17 protein-coding genes and 1 pseudogene are annotated in these 20791 nt (G+C 37.9%); 17 read left to right on the top strand and 1 reads right to left on the bottom strand.

The genetic code is table 11. The features are described 5' to 3' along the window. Nucleotides 1-53: 53 nt before the first annotated feature. From Q0376_RS08280 to Q0376_RS08240, 9 genes are all read left to right on the top strand, one after another. Nucleotides 54-947, top strand: coding sequence for a dihydrodipicolinate synthase family protein (locus tag Q0376_RS08280; RefSeq protein WP_298706423.1), 894 nt, complete (start codon nucleotides 54-56; stop codon nucleotides 945-947). 343 nt (nucleotides 948-1290) lie between these two features. After that, entirely contained in the window at nucleotides 1291-1866 is a 576-nt protein-coding gene (locus tag Q0376_RS08275; protein WP_298706421.1) for a hypothetical protein, read from the top strand. 302 nt (nucleotides 1867-2168) lie between these two features. Next, nucleotides 2169-3335 carry an iron-containing alcohol dehydrogenase gene (locus tag Q0376_RS08270; RefSeq protein ID WP_298706419.1) on the top strand — a complete coding sequence of 389 codons (1167 nt, stop codon included), beginning with the start codon at nucleotides 2169-2171 and terminating at the stop codon, nucleotides 3333-3335. Nucleotides 3336-3410: 75 nt separating this feature from the next. Next, nucleotides 3411-4133: a dihydrofolate reductase family protein gene (locus tag Q0376_RS08265; RefSeq protein WP_298706417.1), complete on the top strand. Its 723-nt coding sequence runs from the start codon at nucleotides 3411-3413 to the stop codon at nucleotides 4131-4133. Nucleotides 4134-4305: 172 nt separating this feature from the next. Continuing rightward, nucleotides 4306-4836, top strand: a complete 531-nt coding sequence (locus Q0376_RS08260; RefSeq protein ID WP_298706415.1) for a cysteine hydrolase family protein — start codon at nucleotides 4306-4308, stop codon at nucleotides 4834-4836. 299 nt (nucleotides 4837-5135) lie between these two features. Continuing rightward, the gene (locus Q0376_RS08255; protein ID WP_298706413.1) at nucleotides 5136-5582 is read left to right on the top strand and encodes a MarR family winged helix-turn-helix transcriptional regulator; all 447 of its coding nucleotides are present in this window, start codon (nucleotides 5136-5138) and stop codon (nucleotides 5580-5582) included. Between the two features lie 226 nt (nucleotides 5583-5808). Next, nucleotides 5809-6000, top strand: coding sequence for a multidrug efflux SMR transporter (locus tag Q0376_RS08250; RefSeq protein ID WP_298706412.1), 192 nt, complete (start codon nucleotides 5809-5811; stop codon nucleotides 5998-6000). Nucleotides 6001-6461: 461 nt separating this feature from the next. Then, nucleotides 6462-7460 (top strand): uroporphyrinogen decarboxylase family protein, encoded by a 999-nt coding sequence (locus Q0376_RS08245; RefSeq protein ID WP_298706410.1) that lies wholly within the window; start codon nucleotides 6462-6464, stop codon nucleotides 7458-7460. A gap of 95 nt (nucleotides 7461-7555) precedes the next feature. Continuing rightward, nucleotides 7556-8731, top strand: coding sequence for a Xaa-Pro peptidase family protein (locus Q0376_RS08240; RefSeq protein WP_298706408.1), 1176 nt, complete (start codon nucleotides 7556-7558; stop codon nucleotides 8729-8731). A gap of 12 nt (nucleotides 8732-8743) precedes the next feature. Here the strand turns inward: Q0376_RS08240 and Q0376_RS08235 are convergent, their stop codons facing one another. Beyond that, nucleotides 8744-9691 carry a LysR family transcriptional regulator gene (locus tag Q0376_RS08235; protein WP_298706406.1) on the bottom strand — a complete coding sequence of 316 codons (948 nt, stop codon included), beginning with the start codon at nucleotides 9689-9691 and terminating at the stop codon, nucleotides 8744-8746. Nucleotides 9692-9958: 267 nt separating this feature from the next. Between Q0376_RS08235 and dcuC the strand changes: the two genes are divergently transcribed. From dcuC to radA, 8 genes and pseudogenes are all read left to right on the top strand, one after another. Beyond that, entirely contained in the window at nucleotides 9959-11338 is a 1380-nt protein-coding gene (dcuC, locus tag Q0376_RS08230; RefSeq protein WP_298706405.1) for a C4-dicarboxylate transporter DcuC, read from the top strand. A gap of 81 nt (nucleotides 11339-11419) precedes the next feature. Beyond that, nucleotides 11420-12703: a serine dehydratase subunit alpha family protein gene (locus tag Q0376_RS08225; RefSeq protein WP_298706402.1), complete on the top strand. Its 1284-nt coding sequence runs from the start codon at nucleotides 11420-11422 to the stop codon at nucleotides 12701-12703. Between the two features lie 515 nt (nucleotides 12704-13218). Next, nucleotides 13219-13704: a ferritin gene (locus Q0376_RS08220; protein WP_298706399.1), complete on the top strand. Its 486-nt coding sequence runs from the start codon at nucleotides 13219-13221 to the stop codon at nucleotides 13702-13704. A gap of 380 nt (nucleotides 13705-14084) precedes the next feature. Next, nucleotides 14085-14312: pseudogene (locus Q0376_RS08215) on the top strand (CtsR family transcriptional regulator); the annotation flags it as partial. A gap of 384 nt (nucleotides 14313-14696) precedes the next feature. Then, nucleotides 14697-15236, top strand: a complete 540-nt coding sequence (locus Q0376_RS08210; protein WP_298706396.1) for a UvrB/UvrC motif-containing protein — start codon at nucleotides 14697-14699, stop codon at nucleotides 15234-15236. A 13-nt stretch (nucleotides 15237-15249) separates the two neighbouring features. Beyond that, on the top strand, nucleotides 15250-16323 hold the full coding sequence (locus Q0376_RS08205) for a protein arginine kinase (RefSeq protein WP_298706395.1): 1074 nt from the start codon (nucleotides 15250-15252) through the stop codon (nucleotides 16321-16323). A 151-nt stretch (nucleotides 16324-16474) separates the two neighbouring features. Then, on the top strand, nucleotides 16475-18922 hold the full coding sequence (locus tag Q0376_RS08200; protein WP_298706393.1) for an ATP-dependent Clp protease ATP-binding subunit: 2448 nt from the start codon (nucleotides 16475-16477) through the stop codon (nucleotides 18920-18922). Between the two features lie 398 nt (nucleotides 18923-19320). Continuing rightward, nucleotides 19321-20694, top strand: coding sequence for a DNA repair protein RadA (gene radA, locus Q0376_RS08195; protein WP_298706391.1), 1374 nt, complete (start codon nucleotides 19321-19323; stop codon nucleotides 20692-20694). Nucleotides 20695-20791 lie beyond the last annotated feature (97 nt).

Here is a 20791-nt window from a genome sequence, read left to right as displayed (position 1 = left end):
ATTAAAAAAGGTACAGGCTCAGACCTGTACCTTTTGATTTGAGGAGGATTTGTATGTTTAAGGGCGTATATTCACCAGTCATTACAATTATGGACGACAATGGTAAATTAGATGCTGTAGCGATGCAACAGCATATTAATCATTTAGCAGAATCAGGTTTAAATGGTTTATTATTTCTTGGTAGTTTAGGTGAGTTTTATGGCTTTTCTGTAGAGGAAAAAAAGGAAATCATTGACTTAGCTGTAAAAACCGTTAATAAGCGTTGTCAAGTAATTGTAGGCATTGGTGGCACTTCATTAGATGAAGTAAAAGAATTGACAGCCTATTGTGAAAAGGCGGGGGTAGATGCACTTAATATAGTATCGCCTTATTATTTTGGGCCTACTGAAACAGCAGCAGAAGCCTATTTTGGTGCTATTGCAGATGCAACGACTTTGCCAATTATGTTGTATAATTTCCCAGATCGTGTGGGGAGTGATTTAACACCAAAATTAGTGGCTACATTAGCGTCTAAGCATAAAAATATTGTAGCGATTAAGGATACGGTAGATAATATTAGTCATACACGCCGCTTGGTTAAAGCCGTAAAGGCCGTTAATCCTGAGTTTAGTGTATTATCTGGCTTTGATGAATATTATGTAGTAAATCGCTTCTCTGGTGGTGATGGCACCCTTACCGGATTGACTAATGTGGCACCAGAATTGTTTGTAGCACTTCATAAGGCCTATGAAGCAAAAGAGTTTGAAACTATGGAATCCTGTGCCAGCAATATTTCTAAACTAATGAGCTTGTACGAAGTGACTGACTTATTTATTGTAGCTATTAAAGCCGCTGTGAAGATGCGAGGACTAGCTATGAGCACATATACTAAGGCACCTGGTTTGCCAATTAGTAAAGATGAGGAAGCCCGGGTTGCAGCGATTTTAAAAGAAGTCAACTTAATATAGTAGCCTGCTTAGAGTTAAGATGAGTTTACATTTATTGTTAGACTAATGCAGTTAATAATAGCAGCGTTTATTTTATGGACATATTGAAATCAGGTCATACAGCGAGAAGTCTGTTTGATGTCAATTTCTATAACCATGGGATAGGCGCTGCCTTATTGTTTTACGGGAATACGTTTCATTGTTTTACGGAAATACGCGTCAAGGTATAGTTTATAGCAAAAAACATTATCAAGCAGGAATATGCCACTACCATATGGAAATAATTATATATACGGATGTTAACTATCTTTTATTTTAGCAATCGTTGTGTAATTAATGATTGTTTGATTAGAGGAGGTACAGTATGAAAAAGGTTACAGCAATGGTATTGGCCGCTTTGTTTGCCGTTGGTGCAAGTGCGGTGGTTTCGGTGGATGCGCGAAGTGTACATGGTCAAATTACAGAGTCAGCTCGTCCTGGACGCTGGTATGGTAGTGATATGGAGGCAAAAGAGTTGGCCGTGGCTGGTGTTCCTATGGGTGTAACATTTAATGATATTATAAAGAGTTTGGGAACTCCGACTAAGACGAATTATTTACCTGGTAATGGTCCTTTAATGTCCGTGGAATACGGGGGCATTAAATATTCGACTATGCTACGTGAAGATTATATAACTATGATAGAGATTTCAAATCGTGATGCCACGACCTATCGCGGCATTGCTGTAGGGGATAGTATTGATCGAGTATATGAAGTATATGGTCAGCCTTTGATGGTGTCGGCTCGTAATTGGACAAATCAATATTCTGAGCCAAGCTGGTTTTATGGCCGTTTATTTATGACGAGTGAGTTAATTAAAGGTATTTGGTTTGCTAATGATGGCAAAAAAGTAACGCGTATTATTATCATGGATGGTATTACAAATTTTGAACACAAATAATGATACAGGGAAAAACAAGATTACAGAGATTGTTTTAGTAAATACTATGGGCGCGGCTTTATAGGGGTTGACTTGAAGTCGACTTCAAGGTGTATTCTTAGATTATACAAGGGTACTTTAAGTATTACTGATTTTTAGATTATATAAGGATACTTTAAGCATTACTGTTCCTTAGATTATATAAGGATACTTTAAGTATTGCTGGAGGATGTATTTTAAAAGTATATAAAGTCTATTAAGTCTACCCAAAGTAGTAAAGAGTGTATTTTATATACTATGTGATTAGTATTGAGGAGGTTATTATGTTAGGCACTTTTACGTATGAAAATCCTACACGAATTCATTTTGGTGAAAATTCTTTAGAAGCATTAAATCAAGAATTACCTAAGTTTGGTGATAATGTATTATTAGTATATGGCGGTGGCTCCATTAAAAAGTCTGGCCTTTACGATAAAGTAGTAGCAATTTTAAAAGCTCATGGTAAAATAATTGTAGAGGATGCAGGCGTTATGTCTAATCCTACATCTGATAAGCTCAATGAAGGGGTAGCACGTGCAAGAGCTGGCAAAGCTGATTTTATTTTAGCTGTTGGCGGTGGTTCTGTAATTGACTATGCAAAAGCGGTATCTGTATCCATTCATTGCGAAGAAGATCCATGGGAAAAATATTTTGAACGCATGGAAGATGTATCTTGCGACATTGTACCAGTGGGCACAGTGCTTACTATGGTAGGGACTGGTTCTGAAATGAATGGTGGCTCTGTTATTACAAATCATGACAAAAAATTAAAAATTGGCCATGTTTTTGGTCCTAATGTATTCCCTAAATTCTCTATTTTGGACCCAATTTACACGTATACATTGCCAAAATACCAAATGGTTGCTGGGCTCTTCGACATTATGTCCCATTTACTAGAACAATACTTCTCTGGCAAGGATGATAATACATCAGATTATGTTATTGAAGGTTTATTGCGTTCCTTAATTCATAGTGCTCGTGTTGCTGTAGTAAATCCTAAGGATTATGAAGCGCGCAGCAATATTATGTGGACCGCTACTTGGGCGCTTAATACTTTCACTCACATGGGGAAACCAGGGGACTGGATGGTTCATATGTTGGGCCAAGCTGTAGGGGCGTATACGGATGCCACTCATGGCATGACTTTGGCTGCTGTATCCTTACCTTACTATAAACATATTTTAAAAGAAGGACTTCCTAAATTTAAACGTTATGCTATGAATGTATGGAATGTAGATCCAGCTGGCAAATCTGACGAAGAAGTGGCTCTTGCAGGACTTGATGCCATGGAAGCATACATGAAAGAAATTGGCGTAGTTATGAACTTAACTGACCTCGGTGCTACTCCAGATATGATTGAAGGCATTGCTGATGCGACTTTCATTCTTGAAGGGGGCTATAAAAAGCTAACTCGTGATGAAGTGGTGGATGTACTACGCGCTAGTTTATAATTAAATTGAGTAATTGGTATGGTAATAGAGAAAGCACTCCTTGTGGGGTGCTTTCCTTATAGAAGGGGTGCTATTATGGAACGACCATATATGTTTTGTCATATGCTTACATCATTAGATGGTAAGATTATGGGTAATTTTTTTGATACGCCAGAAGGTATTAAGGCTGGTGAGGTGTTTGATAATATCGTCTTTGGGGCGGAACCATTTTACCAGGCCGATGCTTGGATGTGTGGGCGCATTACAACGGATGATAATTTTACCTTTTATAAGAAACCCGAATTAGATGAACAGGCGCTAACTGTACCAGAAGGGGATTTTGTACTGCCTAAAACAGAGCGCTTTTTCTATGTAAATGTTGATGGATCTGGTAAATTAGGTTGGACTACTAATACCATTGAGTATGCAGGGGCTAAGGCGCAAGTTTTGGAAGTTTTGACGGAGAAGGTAAGTAATGCCTATAAGGCGTTTTTACGAAAATTACAAATTCCTTATATTATTGCTGGTAAAGATACTATTGATGCACCTTTGGTAGTAAAGAAATTAAAAGACCTATTTGGCATTGAAACCTTAATGTTAGGCGGCGGTGGCATCGTCAATTGGACTTTCATTCAAGCTGGTCTTTGCGATGAACTCAGCGTTGTTATAGCAGCATCGGCTGATGGTTCTATGAAGACGCCCGCTTTATTTGCGGCCCCAGAGGGTCTTGCTACGGATACACCTAAGCGCTTTAAATTGATTGAAGTAAAGGTTCAATCAGGTGGCTCTTTATGGATTCGCTATAAAGTGATAAACTAAGTAAAATGAATAAGATGTTATTTACAAAAACGAATTAGATGTTATTTATAAAAACGAATTAGAGTTTATTTATAAAACGATTCATTTTTTACTTATAAAATCTGTTCGATTTTACGTTATATAACATTTTATATGTTACTTATAGTAATGGTGAAACATATAGGAGGGCTTTATGGGACATAAAGTACTTATTGTAGTAGATATGCAAAATGATTTTATTTCAGGTGCTTTAGGTTCTGCAGAAGCCCAAGATATTGTGAGCAAGGTAGTGAAAAAGATACAGACTTTTGAAGGGTCTATCTATTACACCTTGGATACGCATGAAGAGAATTATTTAAAGACCCAAGAAGGCACACATTTGCCTGTTCCTCATTGTATTGAAGGCACTGAAGGGTGGCAGTTGGCGCCAGACATTATAGCAGCACGCCCTATTACGGCAGAACATGTATATTGCAAAGGCCAATTTGGCTCTGTAGAATTGGCAGAAGACTTACGCGATTTCAACGATATGGAAGGCATTGACTCTATTGAACTAGTTGGTCTGTGCACCGATATTTGTGTAGTGTCTAATGCTATGTTGCTCAAAGCCTTTTTACCAGAAGTACCTGTTACAGTAGATGCATCTTGTTGTGCTGGTGTGACTACGGAGTCTCATGAAGCGGCGTTGACCACGATGAAGGCGTGCCAAATTATAGTTAAATAAGTTAACAATGTGAACGCCTCTTTTGATAATGAAGGCTCGTAGCATATAGTTAAATAAGTTAATAAAGTAGATCTGCCTTTTCATTGTGAAGGCTTGCAGATTGCAGCTATATATGAAGGTTGGAAGCAAATAATTATAGTAAAGCAGTCCCTTTTTATAGGGACTGCTTTTTGCTTTTTTATAAAAATAAAAAAAGTTTTATAGTACGAAATCATACCTCTTTACATTGGTCCGATTTTGTACTATAATAATTCCTGTAGAAAGTTATAGTACGAATTAGGACTAAGGGGAGGATGCTTATGAAGCACTTATATCATGAGCAAGTGTTAGCGATAGGCAGTTATTTTGGACAATTAAATGAATTATATAGTCAGTGGGCGAAGCGTCATGGATTGACTTATAATAAAGTGGCTATTTTTTATACATTGCACTATCAAGAATGGGCCACACAGAGTCAAGTATGTCGTGAGTGGGGGATTTCAAAGCAAACCTTATCCACGATTTGTAAAGAGATGGAACGCGAAGGGTATATTAGCTATGATGTACCGCTGGCTGATAAAAGGGAAAAGTTGATGCGTTTAACTCCCAAAGGGCGTGATGTTATTGGACCTCACATGGAAGAGTTAGAAACGATTGAAAGTAAGTCCTTAGATACCATTGGAACACATCGTATTGAATCAATGCTAGATACGATGCACCAATTTTTAACGCAGTTTTCCCAAGAAAGCGCTAAATTTGAAAAATAAATTAGTGGATTTGCCAAGTCAATAAAGCTGATTTATTTGCTAATCTATAAAGCTGATATATATTAAGTTAATAAAGTTAATAAAGTTAATAAAGTTAATAGAGTTAATAAAGTTAATAAAGTTAATAAAGTTAATATATGTGCTAAGTCTATAAAATCGGCATATATGATGAGTCTACAAGATTGATAAATGGGTTAACGTAAAATTTTAATACATGGAGGATATAATGTTAACAGGTTACATATTATTGGCGATTGCCATTGCAGTAGAGATTTTTTCTACATCTATGTTGAAATTGTCTGCTGGGTTCACTCGTGTAGTGCCTAGCATTATCTTTGTTTTGGGCATGAGCTTATCTTTCTTTGCCATGGGGCGCGCTCTTTTATCCTTGCCACTTAGCATCGCTTATGCGGTGTAAGCTGGTGTAGGTACGGCGCTTACGGCCTTATTAGGGGTTGTTCTTTGGAAAGAAGAACTTTCTATGACTGCTGTGGCTGGCATTGGACTCATTGTCGTGGGCGTTGTTTTATTAAACTTAAAAGGACCTGCACATTAATAAGATATATATTACTTAATTAATAAATAAGTCTATATCGTAAGAAAAAGTAATAAGTCAACAATCAAATACTTTATATAAGCACCATTTCCAAATGGTTATTTATTGTAATTAGCGCTGCTATATCGGGCATAATTGAGCTATTACATGAAAAATAACCTAAGGGGATGGTGCTTTTTTAACAGGTATTTACCTGTGGCTAGACTATAAATAACAGTTAGACGGTTTTTTTGAAAAAACCTATTATTAAAGTAGGAAAGTTTATAGTTTTAGAGGTAATTAGGTATACAGAATTTAGAGTGTATTTAAAGGGGGAAACGCTTATGACTAAAAAAGAACTAGTTAAAGCTGCCATACGTGGCGAAAAACTTAAGTCCATTCCATATGCTATATGGAGCCATATGCCTGATGTAGATCGGGATGTGCCTGCTATTGTACAACGGACTTATGATTTTTATAAGGCCTATGATGTAGACATCGTTAAAACTATGAATAATGGTATGTACAGTGTGGAAGATTTTGGCTGTGAAATTGATTTTTCGGACGTGGCCAAAGGTGGCGTTGCTAAAGTAATTAGTACGCCCATTAAATGTGCTGACGACTGGCTTACGATTAAAGAAGTGTCCATTGAAAAGGGCGCTCTAAAACGAGAGCTTACGTATTTACATGATTTACTAGAGCGTTTAAAAGGTGAAGAGGTACCCGTTGTATTTACTGTATTTAGTCCTATGACAACAGCTAATAAATTATGTGGCGGTAAGGTACTTGACTATATAGCACAAGGATATGGTCCTCAAATTCATGAAGCCCTAAAAGAAATTACTAAGACCACGGTTAAGTTAGTAGAGCGTACCATTGAACTCGGAGCGGATGGGATTTTCCTAGCTTCTCAAATGTCTTCGTATCAGATTTGTGACGAGAGCTGCTATAAAGAGTTTGGTGCTCCTTATGATACGCAGCTCATAATGGCGTCTAAGGGGTGGTGTAATATTTTACATTCCCACGGTACTAATATTATGTTCGATATTCTCAAAGATTATCCAGTGCAGATTTTCAATTGGCATGCATGGGAGACATTACCATCTGTTGAGGAAGTTAGCTGCTTTGTAGGTAAAACAATTATGGGTGGCATTGACCGTATGGATATTACCAATGGTCATAAAAATGAAGTGCGTCACCAAATTTATGAAACCATCAAGCAAACACATGGTCGTAATTTAATCTTATCGCCTGGTTGTGTAATTAGACATCCATTAAATACAGAGATGTTATCTTTTGTTAAAAAGGTAAAAGATGAAGTAGAGAAAATAGTATTGGCATAAGCTTCTTGAAAAGGTACAATTATTAAACGAGGAAAAAAGGTTTGTATAAACTTTAGATTCCATAAGCAGTAATTGATATCTAAAGGAGCTTTGAGATGGATAAAAAGATATATTTTCAAGAGAGAATTAAGCAATTACATCACCTTATGAATTCAGAAGGGTTAGATGTAGTTTTAGTGCTTAAGCCAGAGCATGTAATGTATTACAGTGGCTTTAATCCCATTATTAACTCAAAGCCCGTATTTTTTGTGCTAACTAAGGAAGGCGAGTCCTTCCTTTTAGTACCAGCTCTTCGTTATTCTCATGCTAAAGAAGAAGCTTCTGTGGAAGATGTGAAAGTGTATGGTATGTGGGGACGCATTGAATCACTGGGAGCAGATCCTTTAGATGTACTTCGTCAATTAGTTTCTGGCGAGAATTTACGGGTGGGGCTTGAATTGAATTATATCTCGGTAGAATGGTATAAAGCTTTACAACATATATTGAGTCCTTGTGAGATTCAATCTATTAGTCCATTGATTGGCCAGCAAACATTGATTAAAGATGAGTATGAAATTGACTTGATTCGCAAAGCGGCTCGTTTAGCTGATTGTGGCACGACTACAATTATTCATCATTTACAGCTTGGGCTAAATGAGATGGAAGCTTGTACTGAAGCGCAATATGCTATGCGCCAATTATGGCAAAACGAGTTCAAAGACTATGAGCCCTGTGGGTATGGCACGGTTGATGGCGGTATGATTGATAGCTTATTTGCCTGGTGCTTGACCAATGAACGTATTGCTTATGGCTGTGATACGCCCAAAGCCTATTGCGTTCAAAGTGGTGATATAAGCTTGCCTATGGCTTGGGCAAAGCTTGATGGGTATCATGCAGAAAATGAGCGTACCATTTTAGTCGGATCCGTTAGTGGGACTAGAGAAGTCGCTTATTTAGCTATGTTAAAGGCGCGGCAGAACGTGTTTAAGGCATTGCGACCTAATGTGCCAATTCGTGATCTATATCATGTAGCAGCGGAATGTTTTAGCGTAGCCGGTTTTGCTCATATTTTACCTGGTCGCATTGGGCATGGCATAGGGACTTCGGCCCATGAAGCATTGTCCATTAATGCAAGTAATGAGGGCAAAATAAAACCTGGCATGATTATAAGCATCGAGCCAGGTGTAATGGATCCTTCTTGGGGTGGCGTAAGACACTCAGATACTGTCTTAATCACTCCAACAGGGTATGAAGTTTTAACAAAATCGCCAGCAGGCGAACTTCGCATATAAATTGACTAGTTGCTAATAGATTATAGTTGGCACGCCATGGCTAAGGGCTTCTTTTGTGATTTTTATGAAGGCATTAATGGCCTCATTTTGATGAAGGCTAGATATGTAATTTATGGCGATTTGTCGCGGCTCTTGATGAGGGAGTGGCAAGACTATATGCTTGTCGCCGAACGGATAGGCACTGCAATTAATCAGTGTTTCAGGGCAAAACATAAAGCCCATGCCAAAATGGCACATGGCCATCATGGTGCCAACATTGCGCAAGGTTAAGGCTACATTAGGTTTGAGATTATGGCTGGCTAAGAATTTAGCGTTAAATTGCCCTATTAAAGTATTATCCGTAAGGGTAATGAAGGGGCAGGTTTTAATAATATCAAACACAAAATCAGGATCTGCTTGGTAGTTAGTAATATAACTTTTATTGGGATAATGAGCTTCTAATATTTTTCTGGCAATTACTAGGTAAATGGGATCTTTATACAAAGGAATCGTTTTAATATTTGGCTGATTTTTAATTGCATAGCCAATAGATAGTTCCACTTTTCCTTGCATTAAAGCTTCATTGACTTCTGGTGTGGTGCCTTCAAATAAGGTGACCTTGGTTAAGGGATAGCGCTTTTGAAATTCTGTAATAATTGGTGGTAATAAATACTGTCCTCTCGCGTAGGTGGTACCAATGGTGATGGACGCAGGCATCATATTTTTCAAGGTCCAAATAGCATCTTCTAGATTTTGTTGCTTCTCCAAAATATCTTGGGCATAACTTTTTAGGATAATGCCTGCTGGCGTAATTTTCAAAGGCGGACCATATTCAAACAGGGAAATGCCTAGGTCACTTTCGATTTTTTTGATGTGACCACTGAGGGACTGTTGGGTAATATGAAGTTTTTTAGCTGCATTGTTGAAATTTAATTCACTTGTGAGAACAAGAAAGTATTTTAAGTTTAAGAAGCTAATCAAAGCACTACCTCCTTATATGGGGTTCCGTATTTATTTACATACACATTTACTTTAGATTTAAGTACTTGTTTGTTTTACATCTAACTACTTGTTTGTTTTACATCTAACTATTCATTTGCTTTATATTTAAACACTCATTTGCTTTATATATAAATATTCATTCTATTTTGTATATACCAATATTTGTATATACAAATATAAGTATATAGGAAAACAGGCTCTTTTTAAAGTTGAGAGCTATTTTAAAAATGCAAAGGAGGCATTTTTATGAATATTCTAATAACTTTAATTGTCATGATTGTGGTGGGGTATGCCATTATAAAAAAGGTAAAGCCGCAAACTATATTAGTTATGGGCGGTATATTTTTGATGGTATTAGCCTTCTTGATGGGCTATAAAACATCTTTTATTACGGGCAAAATGGTGAGCACGGGTTCGCCTATGTTTGATATGTTTGGGTATATTAAATATACCTTGGCCTCTGACATTTCCACAATCGGTTTAAGTATTATGTGTGGTGCTGGTTTTGCTAAATATATGGACCATATTGGGGCCAGTGCACGCCTAGTAAAAATCTCTTTGAATCCATTACAAAAACTGCATTCACCATACTTAATTAATGCTTTGGGCTTTGCTGTATGTATGCTTATGTCATTAACTATTCAAAGCGCTTCTGCTTTGTCCATGCTTACGATGGTTACTATTTATCCGATTATTACGCGCCTAGGCGTAAGTAAAGTAGCTGCTACTTCAGCTATTGCTACAGGCCATTTACTCGATTGCGGCCCAGCAGCGGCTACAAGCCAAGTGGTAGAACGTTTATCTCATTATGGCATTAACAAATTCTTCGTAGAACATCAATTGCCGGTATACTTTATTGCCTTAGTAGCTGTAACTATTACTCATTTCTTCTGGCAAAAATATATGGATAAACGCGAAGGTATTGTAGCCGGTGAAGAAGGTAGTGTGGATCACGACAAGATTAAAGGCGATGTGGCCACACCTCCAGGGCCTTGGATTTATGCAATATTACCATGTGTACCATTAGCTTTAATTATTATTTATAGTGAATATGTGTATAAATCAATTAAGATTGATATTATTGTGGCTATGCTAATCAGCTTTGCTGTGGCTATGATTTGCGAATTTATTCGCTATCGTGATTTCAAAAAGGTATCTAAAAGTATTGAAGTGTTCTTCAAAGGGATGGGCAACATGTTTGCTGTTACTGTGTCCCTTATCGTAGCAGCTGAAGTATTTGCTTATGGTATTAAATCCATGAACTTCGTAAGCGACATTGTGGGAATTACGCAAACAGCAGGCTTTGGCTTAACCCCAATTACTATTGGCATGGGTGTTCTTATTGCCCTAGTAAGTGCTGTAACAGGTTCTGGTGTAGCCGCTTTCGTATCCTTTGCATCCTTAATTCCAGGCTTCGTAGAAGGCTTTGGTGGCAATATGATTGTCATTCTTCAATTGCTACAAAATGTGGCTAGTTTGTCTCGCCTCATTTCTCCAGTAGCAGCTGTAATCGTTATTGTGGCTGGTATTTCTGGTGTTTCTCCAGTGGCTATTGTAAAACGCAACTCTGTACCTGTATTAGTGGGCTTTATCGTATCTACTATTAGTGTATTGATTATGTTTTAATAAAACTTAGAGTGTATAGCTTTAAATATACTATTTGATACATAGAGAGTTGATTCTATGGATTACTAGGGAGGTATGGCTGTGAATAAAGACTTATCTAATGCATATGTTTCAATTCTTGAGAAAGAGTTAGTAGTTGCTTTGGGGTGTACAGAGCCGATTGCCATAGCATTTGCTTGTGCTAAGGCGCGGGATGTACTAGGTAGTTTGCCAACTCATTTAGATGTATATTGTAGTGGCAATATTATTAAGAATGTTAAAGGTGTCACAGTGCCTCATTCAAATGGCAAGAAAGGCATCGAGGTGGCCGCTATCTTAGGTGCTATTGCAGGTCATAGTGAACGAGGATTGGCCGTATTAGAGGGCATTAAGAATGATGACTTAGCTATTTGTGAGCGATTATTGGAAGCGCATATTTGCAATGTTGAACTTGTAGAGAATGTGCCCAATCTTTTTATCCGTGTAGTAGCTCATTCAGAAACAGGCATTGTAGAAGTTGTGATTGAAAATACGCATTCGAATATTATTCTTGTAAAAAAAGATGACCAAGTTATATTCGGGGACGAAGTACAATCAATAAAAAAAGACTTAGTGCCTGATTTGAAAGAACTTCTTACGGTGAAGGATATACTAGAATTTGCCAATACGGTGTCTCTAGATTTAGTGAAGCCCGTGCTAGGGCGGCAGATTGAGCTCAATAGTAAGATTGCAGAAGAGGGATTAACTAACTCTTATGGCGCGGCTGTAGGGCAGACTATACGTGATCATCAGAGTCCTACTGTGTATAATAAAGCACGCGCTTATGCAGCGGCTGGTTCGGATGCTCGTATGAGTGGTTGTCCTTTGCCAGTAGTTATTAACTCGGGTAGTGGCAATCAAGGGATTACAGTTTCTGTACCATTGATTGTATATGCACGAGAACAGAATATTAATGAAGAGACATTGTATCGCGCTTTGATTGTAAGTAATCTCATTGCTCTGCATCAAAAACGATATATAGGTAGTTTATCTGCCTATTGTGGGGCTGTCAGTGCGGCCTGTGGAAGTGCTTGTGGCATTGCCTATATGGAAGGTTTTGACTATGACGGCATTAGTGATGTTATAACTAATACAATTGCCACCGTAGGAGGCATGGTTTGTGATGGGGCAAAGCCTTCTTGTGCAGCAAAGATTGCTGTGGCCTTAGAAACGGCTTTTTTAGCTTTAGAAATGGCTAAGAATCAACGGAGTTTTAAATCTGGTGAAGGTTTAGTAAAAACTGACGTAGAGAAAACTATCGCTTGTGTGGGCACTATGGGACGTGTCGGAATGTATGGGACGGATGTAGAAATTTTAAATTTAATGCTCGATAAAGTAGAGCTTTAGCATCCTATGATTTTAAAATTAGAATAGTTCTAATTTGTTATATTTTTTCTTAAACTATATATCTCTTAACTTAGCATGTGGGCTCTTTCTAGGTAATAGAAAGAGCCTTCGTGCTAAAAGAAAAGGAGTCCTATTCAATATAGACTAGATAGGTTATAAAATGAGAATTGATTGCAAATTGATGCAAAGTAGTAAAAATCTGTAGTTTTTCATTTGACAAATTGACTAAAAAGGTCTATAACAGAATCGTAAGTTAAATACAGTATTTGTGTACAAACTGATTAAAGGATTTCGAAAGGAGTTAATTGAGAAATAATCTCAAATTATCAATTGAGGCGGAAAATTGAAATTGAGACTAGATTTATATTTATCGATGTGTTATAATGAGTTTGTAAGCAAGAACTGATACTTACAAATAATCAATAAAAGTTGCTATTGAAAAAGTAACTTCATAATTTAAGTAAATTAAACATTAATTAAGTAATTAAAAACAGAAGGGTCTTAGGTGATTTTTTATGAACAAGAATATTACTAAAGCACTAAATGAACAAGTAATTTTTGAATTTAACTCCGCATATTTATATTTAGCTCTTTCTTTGGCTATGGCTGATGCTCGTTTCAAAGGTTTCTCCGCTTGGTTGCGTCTTCAATACCAAGAAGAAATGGAACATGCATTCAAGATTATTGATTACTTAGAAAGCCGCAACGAAACTACTACTTTAGGCGATATTAAAGCGCAAGCAGTAGATGTTCAAGACCCACTAAAAGTTGCTGAAGCTGTTTACCAACATGAACAAGCTATTACTGCTAAAATCAATGATTTATATGCCTTAGCTACAGCTGAAAAAGACTATGCAACTGTAAACTTCTTGAACTGGTTCGTAACTGAACAAGTAGAAGAAGAAGCAAGTGCTCGTGATCTTGTTGATGAATTCAAATTCGCTGGCGATAGCCGTGCAAGCCAATTGTTCGTTGATGCTCGTTTGGGCCAACGTCAATAATTGACTAATATATAGTCCTTAAAGTAAGGATGCTAAAATTTAATACAAAGTGTAATATATTACAGTAGTAAGTATTACTGATTAAAAGACTAAAAGCGATTTAGAGCCGGTGCTCTGAATCGCTTTTTTGTGTTTAAAAGCTAGTCTGTGTCTTAAAAGTCAAAAAAAGTCAAAAAGTTTAAAAACTTTGACTTTTATTCTTGACAAAAGTCAAAAAGTCAACTATGATATAGCTAAGGTCGAAAGGACAAAAAGACAAAAGATAAAAAGGTGAAAAAAGATAAAAGTAAAATTAGAAATACTAAAAAACATAAAAAAATAAATGTTAATGAATAGTGTAACAAGTAATAGATAATTTACATATAAAGGTGGCGAAAAAAATGGGCATTTTAGCAGATCGAATTGAGCAATTTATTCTTTCCAAATTGTTAGAAGAACAAAAGAATATGGAAGAGGGCATTGTCCTTCGGCGTAATGAATTGGCTGACGAACTAAATTGTGCTCCATCGCAAATCAGTTATGTATTGAGCACACGGTTCTCCAATGATCGCGGCTTTATTGTTGAGTCGCGCCGTGGTCTTGGCGGTTTTATTAGTATTACTCGCATCCCTATGAAGTCTGTATCTATACAGACGATTAAGCCTATGACTGTACCAGCTACGGGGCAGCTTCCTTGTGGGCCATCGGGGGTAAGTAAGTCTAGTATGGCACAGAGTGCGGAGCAAGGTGCTAATAAAAAGGCGAAATCAACTAGGCGAAGTGCCAATGATACAAGAGCTGGGGCACAACAGAGTGGCGATGCCATTACGATTGGTGCCATTGACCATTTTCTATTTGAAATGATTCAAAGTAATTGGTTAAGTCGACGTGAAGCGGCATTACTTCATGAGGCTTTTAGAGTGCTGATGAAGGAAGAAGATCAAGCGCGTCGAGAATCTAATGTTAAACAACTTTGCCAGAAAATTCTTTCCATGGTGAAGGAGGGATGATATATGTTATGTGATAATTGTAAAAAAAATGAAGCCAGTGTCCATTTAACACGTGTTGTGAATGGTAAGAAAACAGAACGTCATCTTTGTTCTACTTGTGCAAGTAAGCAATCGAATGATGGTCTAGGCGGTGGCTTCTTTAATTTCGGAACGCCATTGATTGACAATGACTTCTTTACTAATGATTTCTTTACTAATGCTTTATATCCAGAAAGCTTCTTGAAGCATCAACAGGCTGTACGTTGCGATCGTTGCGGCATGAGTTTTGATGACTTTAATCAAAGTGGCAAATTTGGTTGTGATCATTGCTATGAAGTATTTGATGCACAAATTAGCCCACTTGTAAAACGACTTCAAGGTTCCTTAGCCTATGAAGGGCGTGTTCCAAGTCGAGGCACTGGGGTATTTAAGACAAAGCATCAAATAAAAAGACTTCGTCAGGAATTAGATAAATCCATTCGAGCTGAAAAGTTTGAAGAAGCAGCGCGCATTCGCGATGAAATTAAAGTATTAGAAGAGTCCTTACATGGTAAGGCGGAATAAAGGAGGGACACTAATGTTAAATACTATATTAGATGAACCTTTAAGTGGCTGGTTACGCAGCAAGGATACAGAAGGTAAAATTGATTCCCATATCGTCTTGTCTAGCCGTATTCGGTTAGCTCGAAATTTTAAAGGACTTGTATTCACTAATCGGAATAATATGGAAGGGCTTGAAAAAGTTGACACTATGATGCGCGGCGTTTTAGGTGCTTTGAAAGACGCTGATGGTCATGAATACTCCAATATTAGTTTAAATAAATTATCCGATGTGGAACGGGAGATTCTCGTAGAAAAACACTTGATGAGCCCGCAAATGAGCCAAAACTTGCCACATCGTAGTTTAGTCGTTTCTGATGATGCTTCTGTAGCCATTATGGTAAATGAAGAAGATCATATTCGCATCCAAGCCATGGAAGCAGGGCTTCAATTACAAAAGGCCTATGAACATGCAATAAAAATAGACGATGCTATTGAAGGAAAATATGATTATGCCTTTAGTGAACGGTATGGTTATTTAACAGCCTGTCCTACCAATGTGGGGACGGGGATGAGAGCTTCCGTTATGCTTCATTTACCAGCCCTTGCTATGACCGGTCGTTTAGCACGAGTAGTTCGAAATATTATTCAATTAGGTTATTCAGTGAGAGGCCTTTATGGCGAAGGTTCTCAAGGATTAGGGAATATTTATCAAATATCCAATCAAGTTACCATGGGTATTAGTGAAGAAGATACAATTGATCAACTCCAAAAAGTCCTTGAAAAACTAGTTCAAGAAGAAGTGAAAGCGCGTGAAACTATAAAAACAGGTGATTTTGAAGGCTTTGAAGATAAAGTATGGCGTGCTTATGGTACATTGCAATACGCCCGTCGTCTCAGTGGTGAAGAAGCACTTAGCTTATTAAGCGATGTGCAATTAGGTCGCGATTTAGGTGTATTACCTACGGGCAATACAGATATGTTTAATGAATTAGTCGTTACGACTCGACCTAATTTCTTAAGTAAATATGCTGGTAAAGAGCAGATGACTGCACCTGAACGAGATAGTTACCGTGCTAAGGTCGTTCGTGATCGTTTAGAGAGAAATTAAAACAATATAGTATGAAATAACATAACATGAAATAACATAATATAATCTTATGTTGATATAGATTGGTAAAAATAATATATAGTAATAAATACATACAAATAGATATTAAATAAGTAATTAGATGATGACAAAACTAGAATGAGGTGATTATATGTTAAGTCGTTTTACAGATGGGGCGCAACAAGTATTAACTATTGCGCAAGAAAAGGCCGAAGAATTTGGACACAATTTTATAGGTAGTGAACATTTACTACTCGGCTTATTAGAAGAAGGGCAAAGCGTTGCAGCTAAAGCGCTTCAAAAATTAGGCCTTGAAAGCAAGGCGTTAGAAAAAGCCATTCTTGATGAAGATGGCCGTGGCGCGGGCTATGTTACATCCATTGAGATGACACCGAGAACTAAGCGTATTTTGCAATTAGCTGTAGACTCTGCTAATCAAATGCAACATAATTATGTAGGGGCTGAACATATCTTGCTTGGTATTTTACGTGATGGTGGCGGCATTGCTGTAAGCATTCTCCAACGATTTGGTATTCGCGGTGAAGATATAGTAAAAACTATTAATGGTCTTATCGGCGGTGCAGATGGTAAAGGAGATAGCAAAGATGGTGCTAAAGCGCAGGGTAATGGCAATTTAGGCGAACTTGATGGCTTTGCTACAGACTTAAATGAGCAGGCTAAACAAGGCAAGATTGACCCTGTTATTGGTCGTGATAATGAAATCAATCGTGTAATCCAAATTTTGAGCCGTCGTACTAAAAATAATCCAGTTTTAATTGGTGAACCAGGGGTTGGTAAAACAGCTATTGCGGAAGGCTTAGCACAGCGTATAGTAAGCCAAAATGTGCCTGAAATTTTACGTAATAAACGGATTATTTCCCTTAGTTTAACAGCGATGGTGGCAGGTGCTAAATATCGTGGTGAATTTGAAGAACGACTCAAAAAAGCCATTGATGAAGTGCAAAAGCATGATGATATGATTATCTTCATTGATGAACTTCATACCTTAATCGGTGCTGGTGCATCTGAAGGGTCTATGGATGCTGCCAATATTTTAAAACCAGCTTTAGCGCGTGGTACATTCCAAGTGATTGGGGCCACAACACTTGATGAATATAAGAAACATATTGAAAAGGATGCCGCTCTTGAACGTCGTTTCCAACCTGTTCTTGTAGGCGAACCAAGTGAAGAAGAAGCTCTTCAAATTTTGACTGGTCTTCGCGATCGCTATGAAGCCTTCCATAAAGCAAAAATTACTGATGCGGCATTAAAAGCGGCTGTTGAGCTCTCCAGTCGATACATTTCTGATCGTTTCTTACCAGATAAAGCCATCGACGTAATGGATGAAGCAGCATCTAAAGTGCGTATGAAAGTATTTACAGCACCACCTGATGTAAAGGAATTAGAACAGCGTTTAGCTAGCATTCAAAAGGAAAAAGAAGAAGCTGTTGTAGCTCAGAACTTTGAAAAGGCTGCTACACTTCGAGATGAAGAAAAGAAAATCGCCGATGAAATTGAGGCTAAACAAAGCGAACGCAGCAAAGCTGATGAAGAAAAACTTGTTGTTACAGAAGATGACATTGCTTCTGTTGTATCCCAATGGACTGGCGTACCAGTAGCGAAACTAGCAGAAGAAGAATCAAAACGCTTAATTCGCTTAGAAGATGAACTTCACAAACGTGTAGTTGGTCAAGATGAAGCCGTAGTGGCTGTAGCCAAAGCAGTTCGCCGTGCTCGTGCCGGTCTCAAAGATCCTAAACGTCCAATTGGATCCTTCTTATTCCTCGGTCCAACTGGTGTGGGTAAAACTGAATTGGCTCGCTCTTTAGCAGCTAATCTTTTTGGTGATGAAAATGCTATGATTCGTCTTGATATGTCTGAATATATGGAAAAACATACTATATCCCGTTTAGTTGGGGCGCCTCCAGGCTATGTTGGATATGATGAAGGTGGTCAATTGACTGATGCAGTACGTCGTAAACCATATAGTGTTATCTTGTTTGATGAAGTGGAAAAAGCTCATGCTGATTTCTTCAACATTTTATTACAAGTACTTGATGATGGCCGTTTAACAGACAACCAAGGTCGTACGGTAGACTTTAGAAATACAGTTATTATTATGACAAGTAACTTAGGTTCTAACTACTTAAAAGAAGATAGTGCCGCTATGGGCTTCTTGGCTGCTAAGAATAAAGACAATGCAGAAAAAACAGCTGACGCTAAATTTGAAGAAGCTAAGAAGAACACTATGGATGCAGTAAAACGTCATTTCCGCCCAGAGTTCTTGAACCGTATTGATGAAATGATTGTATTCCATCCATTAAAAGGGGAAGATTTGAACAAGATTGTTACTATTTTGTTAAAAGGTGTAACTGACCGTCTTGCTGAACGTAATGTAACTTTGGAAGTATCTCCAGAAGCATTAGCTATTCTTGTAAAAGAAGGTTCTGATTTTGCCTTTGGTGCTCGTCCATTAAAACGTGCTATTCAACGCTTGATTGAAGATCCAATTTCTGATTTGATCTTAAAAGGCGATGTAGTAGATGGCACGACCATTAAAGCAGAAGCAAAAGATGATGACATTGTTATGACAGTGTAAGTTTGAGAATGAATTTACGAATGAGAATACCAGTATAATGAGGATGCTCAATGTTATGACAATATAAGTCTAAGCTCAAACGCATGATATATGTCCTATATTATGATGAAATGGTTCAAAACTATGTAATCTGTTTATAAAATATTGCACTAAAGCCACGTACTTTCGTACATTCCATGAAATGAAAATCCTCCGTGAAATGTAGTGAGTACGTGGCTTTTTTTTATTATATTTTATGTTATGATAAGAGGTAAGCAGTTATATAGTATAGGTAATACATGAAGCTTCTTATAGCATACAGTTAACCTAATGTTTTCAACATATAAGTAGTGTCATGTATGATAAGCGATAGTTAGGATAATTAGCTACAATATGTAATTAATAAATAGAGGTAAGAAATGGCTAAAGTTAAAACCATGTATTTTTGTAATAATTGTGGTGCAGAATCTCCTCGTTGGTTAGGTAAGTGTCCACAATGTGGACAGTGGAATACTTTGGTGGAAGAAGTGGTGAGGGAGACAAATACTAAGGGCACAGCCGCCTATGCACCAGTGGACCGTAAAGCCACTAAGCCCGTGTCTTTAGCGGACATTAAGACGGAAGATTCACCGCGTATGTCTACGTCTTACGGAGAAATAGACAGAGTCTTAGGCGGTGGCATTGTGCCAGGGGCGCTTATGCTTTTAGGTGGGGATCCAGGGATTGGTAAATCCACGTTGTTACTCCAAGTGTCCGGCGCCATTGCAGACAAGGCAGGCTATGTGCTCTACGCGTCTGGTGAAGAGTCGCAGATGCAACTTAAATTAAGGGCTGAACGTCTTCAAATTACAGGACAACATTTATCTGTTATGGCCGATACGAATTTGGATTCCATATTGCAAGAAGCAGCACAGAATAAGCCGATGCTCTTAGTAATCGACTCCATACAGACTATGTTTACTGATAATCTTGATTCCGCGCCAGGCAGTGTGGCGCAAGTGCGGGAGTGTACGGCTAGATTGTTGCGCTTTGCGAAGGAGCAAAATGTGCCAGTTATTATCATTGGCCATGTAACAAAGGAAGGCAATATTGCAGGTCCGCGCATGCTAGAACATATAGTGGATGTGGTGCTCTATTTTGAAGGCGAGCGTTCCTACCAATTCCGTATTTTACGGAGTATAAAGAATCGCTTTGGCTCCACTTCAGAAACAGGCCTTTTTGTAATGGAAGAAGAAGGTCTTGTAGAATTGTTGAATCCATCGGCTACTTTGTTGGCAGAGCGCACAGAAGAGGAAGTAGGCTCTGCTGTTATGGCTTATTTAGAGGGGATTCGCCCTATTCTAGTGGAAGTGCAAAGTCTGGTAGCTACTACGGCTTTTGGCATGCCACGGCGTACTTCCATTGGTTATGATTTAAATCGTCTTATTGTACTGCTTGCGGTGCTAGAAAAACGTTGTAATTTTAATTTAGGCAATAAAGATGTGTATATTAATGTTATTGGTGGCCTTAAGGTGAATGAGCCTGCTTGCGATTTATCTGTGGCGGCGGCTATTGTGTCGACCTTGGAGAACCAACCGGTGCCAGCTGATATGGTTATTTTAGGGGAAATTGGTTTAACTGGTAATATTCGAAGCATTCCGCGCATTGAGCAGCGTATTATGGAAGCAGCTAAGATGGGCTTTACAAAGTTTATTGTACCTAAGGGAAATACAAAGCAGTTAAAAAGTGATTGGAAGGATATTACGATTCATGCCGTTACTAGTGTGGAAGAAGCAATGCGCATTATATTTTAAGAGTAACCTTTGCGTGGCACCTTAAGTGTATAGGAGCGTATGTTAAGTGTCGATTAGTAGGTTACGTATCGATTGAGTATATTTTAAAAGATTGTAA

This window comes from uncultured Veillonella sp. (assembly GCF_937981445.1).
Lineage (GTDB): Bacteria > Bacillota > Negativicutes > Veillonellales > Veillonellaceae > Veillonella_A.
Note: the sequence above shows the minus strand (reverse complement) of the source record. Positions and strands in the feature narration are given on the sequence as shown.

What these genes read in the sequence shown, in the direction of transcription:
- Q0376_RS08280 (WP_298706423.1), top strand. Translation starts at nt 54, where the DNA reads ATGTTTAAGGGCGTATATTCACCAGTCATTACAATTATGGACGACAAT.
- Q0376_RS08275 (WP_298706421.1), top strand. Translation starts at nt 1,291, where the DNA reads ATGAAAAAGGTTACAGCAATGGTATTGGCCGCTTTGTTTGCCGTTGGT.
- Q0376_RS08270 (WP_298706419.1), top strand. Translation starts at nt 2,169, where the DNA reads ATGTTAGGCACTTTTACGTATGAAAATCCTACACGAATTCATTTTGGT.
- Q0376_RS08265 (WP_298706417.1), top strand. Translation starts at nt 3,411, where the DNA reads ATGGAACGACCATATATGTTTTGTCATATGCTTACATCATTAGATGGT.
- Q0376_RS08260 (WP_298706415.1), top strand. Translation starts at nt 4,306, where the DNA reads ATGGGACATAAAGTACTTATTGTAGTAGATATGCAAAATGATTTTATT.
- Q0376_RS08255 (WP_298706413.1), top strand. Translation starts at nt 5,136, where the DNA reads ATGAAGCACTTATATCATGAGCAAGTGTTAGCGATAGGCAGTTATTTT.
- Q0376_RS08250 (WP_298706412.1), top strand. Translation starts at nt 5,809, where the DNA reads ATGTTAACAGGTTACATATTATTGGCGATTGCCATTGCAGTAGAGATT.
- Q0376_RS08245 (WP_298706410.1), top strand. Translation starts at nt 6,462, where the DNA reads ATGACTAAAAAAGAACTAGTTAAAGCTGCCATACGTGGCGAAAAACTT.
- Q0376_RS08240 (WP_298706408.1), top strand. Translation starts at nt 7,556, where the DNA reads ATGGATAAAAAGATATATTTTCAAGAGAGAATTAAGCAATTACATCAC.
- dcuC (WP_298706405.1), top strand. Translation starts at nt 9,959, where the DNA reads ATGAATATTCTAATAACTTTAATTGTCATGATTGTGGTGGGGTATGCC.
- Q0376_RS08220 (WP_298706399.1), top strand. Translation starts at nt 13,219, where the DNA reads ATGAACAAGAATATTACTAAAGCACTAAATGAACAAGTAATTTTTGAA.
- Q0376_RS08210 (WP_298706396.1), top strand. Translation starts at nt 14,697, where the DNA reads ATGTTATGTGATAATTGTAAAAAAAATGAAGCCAGTGTCCATTTAACA.
- Q0376_RS08205 (WP_298706395.1), top strand. Translation starts at nt 15,250, where the DNA reads ATGTTAAATACTATATTAGATGAACCTTTAAGTGGCTGGTTACGCAGC.
- Q0376_RS08200 (WP_298706393.1), top strand. Translation starts at nt 16,475, where the DNA reads ATGTTAAGTCGTTTTACAGATGGGGCGCAACAAGTATTAACTATTGCG.
- radA (WP_298706391.1), top strand. Translation starts at nt 19,321, where the DNA reads ATGGCTAAAGTTAAAACCATGTATTTTTGTAATAATTGTGGTGCAGAA.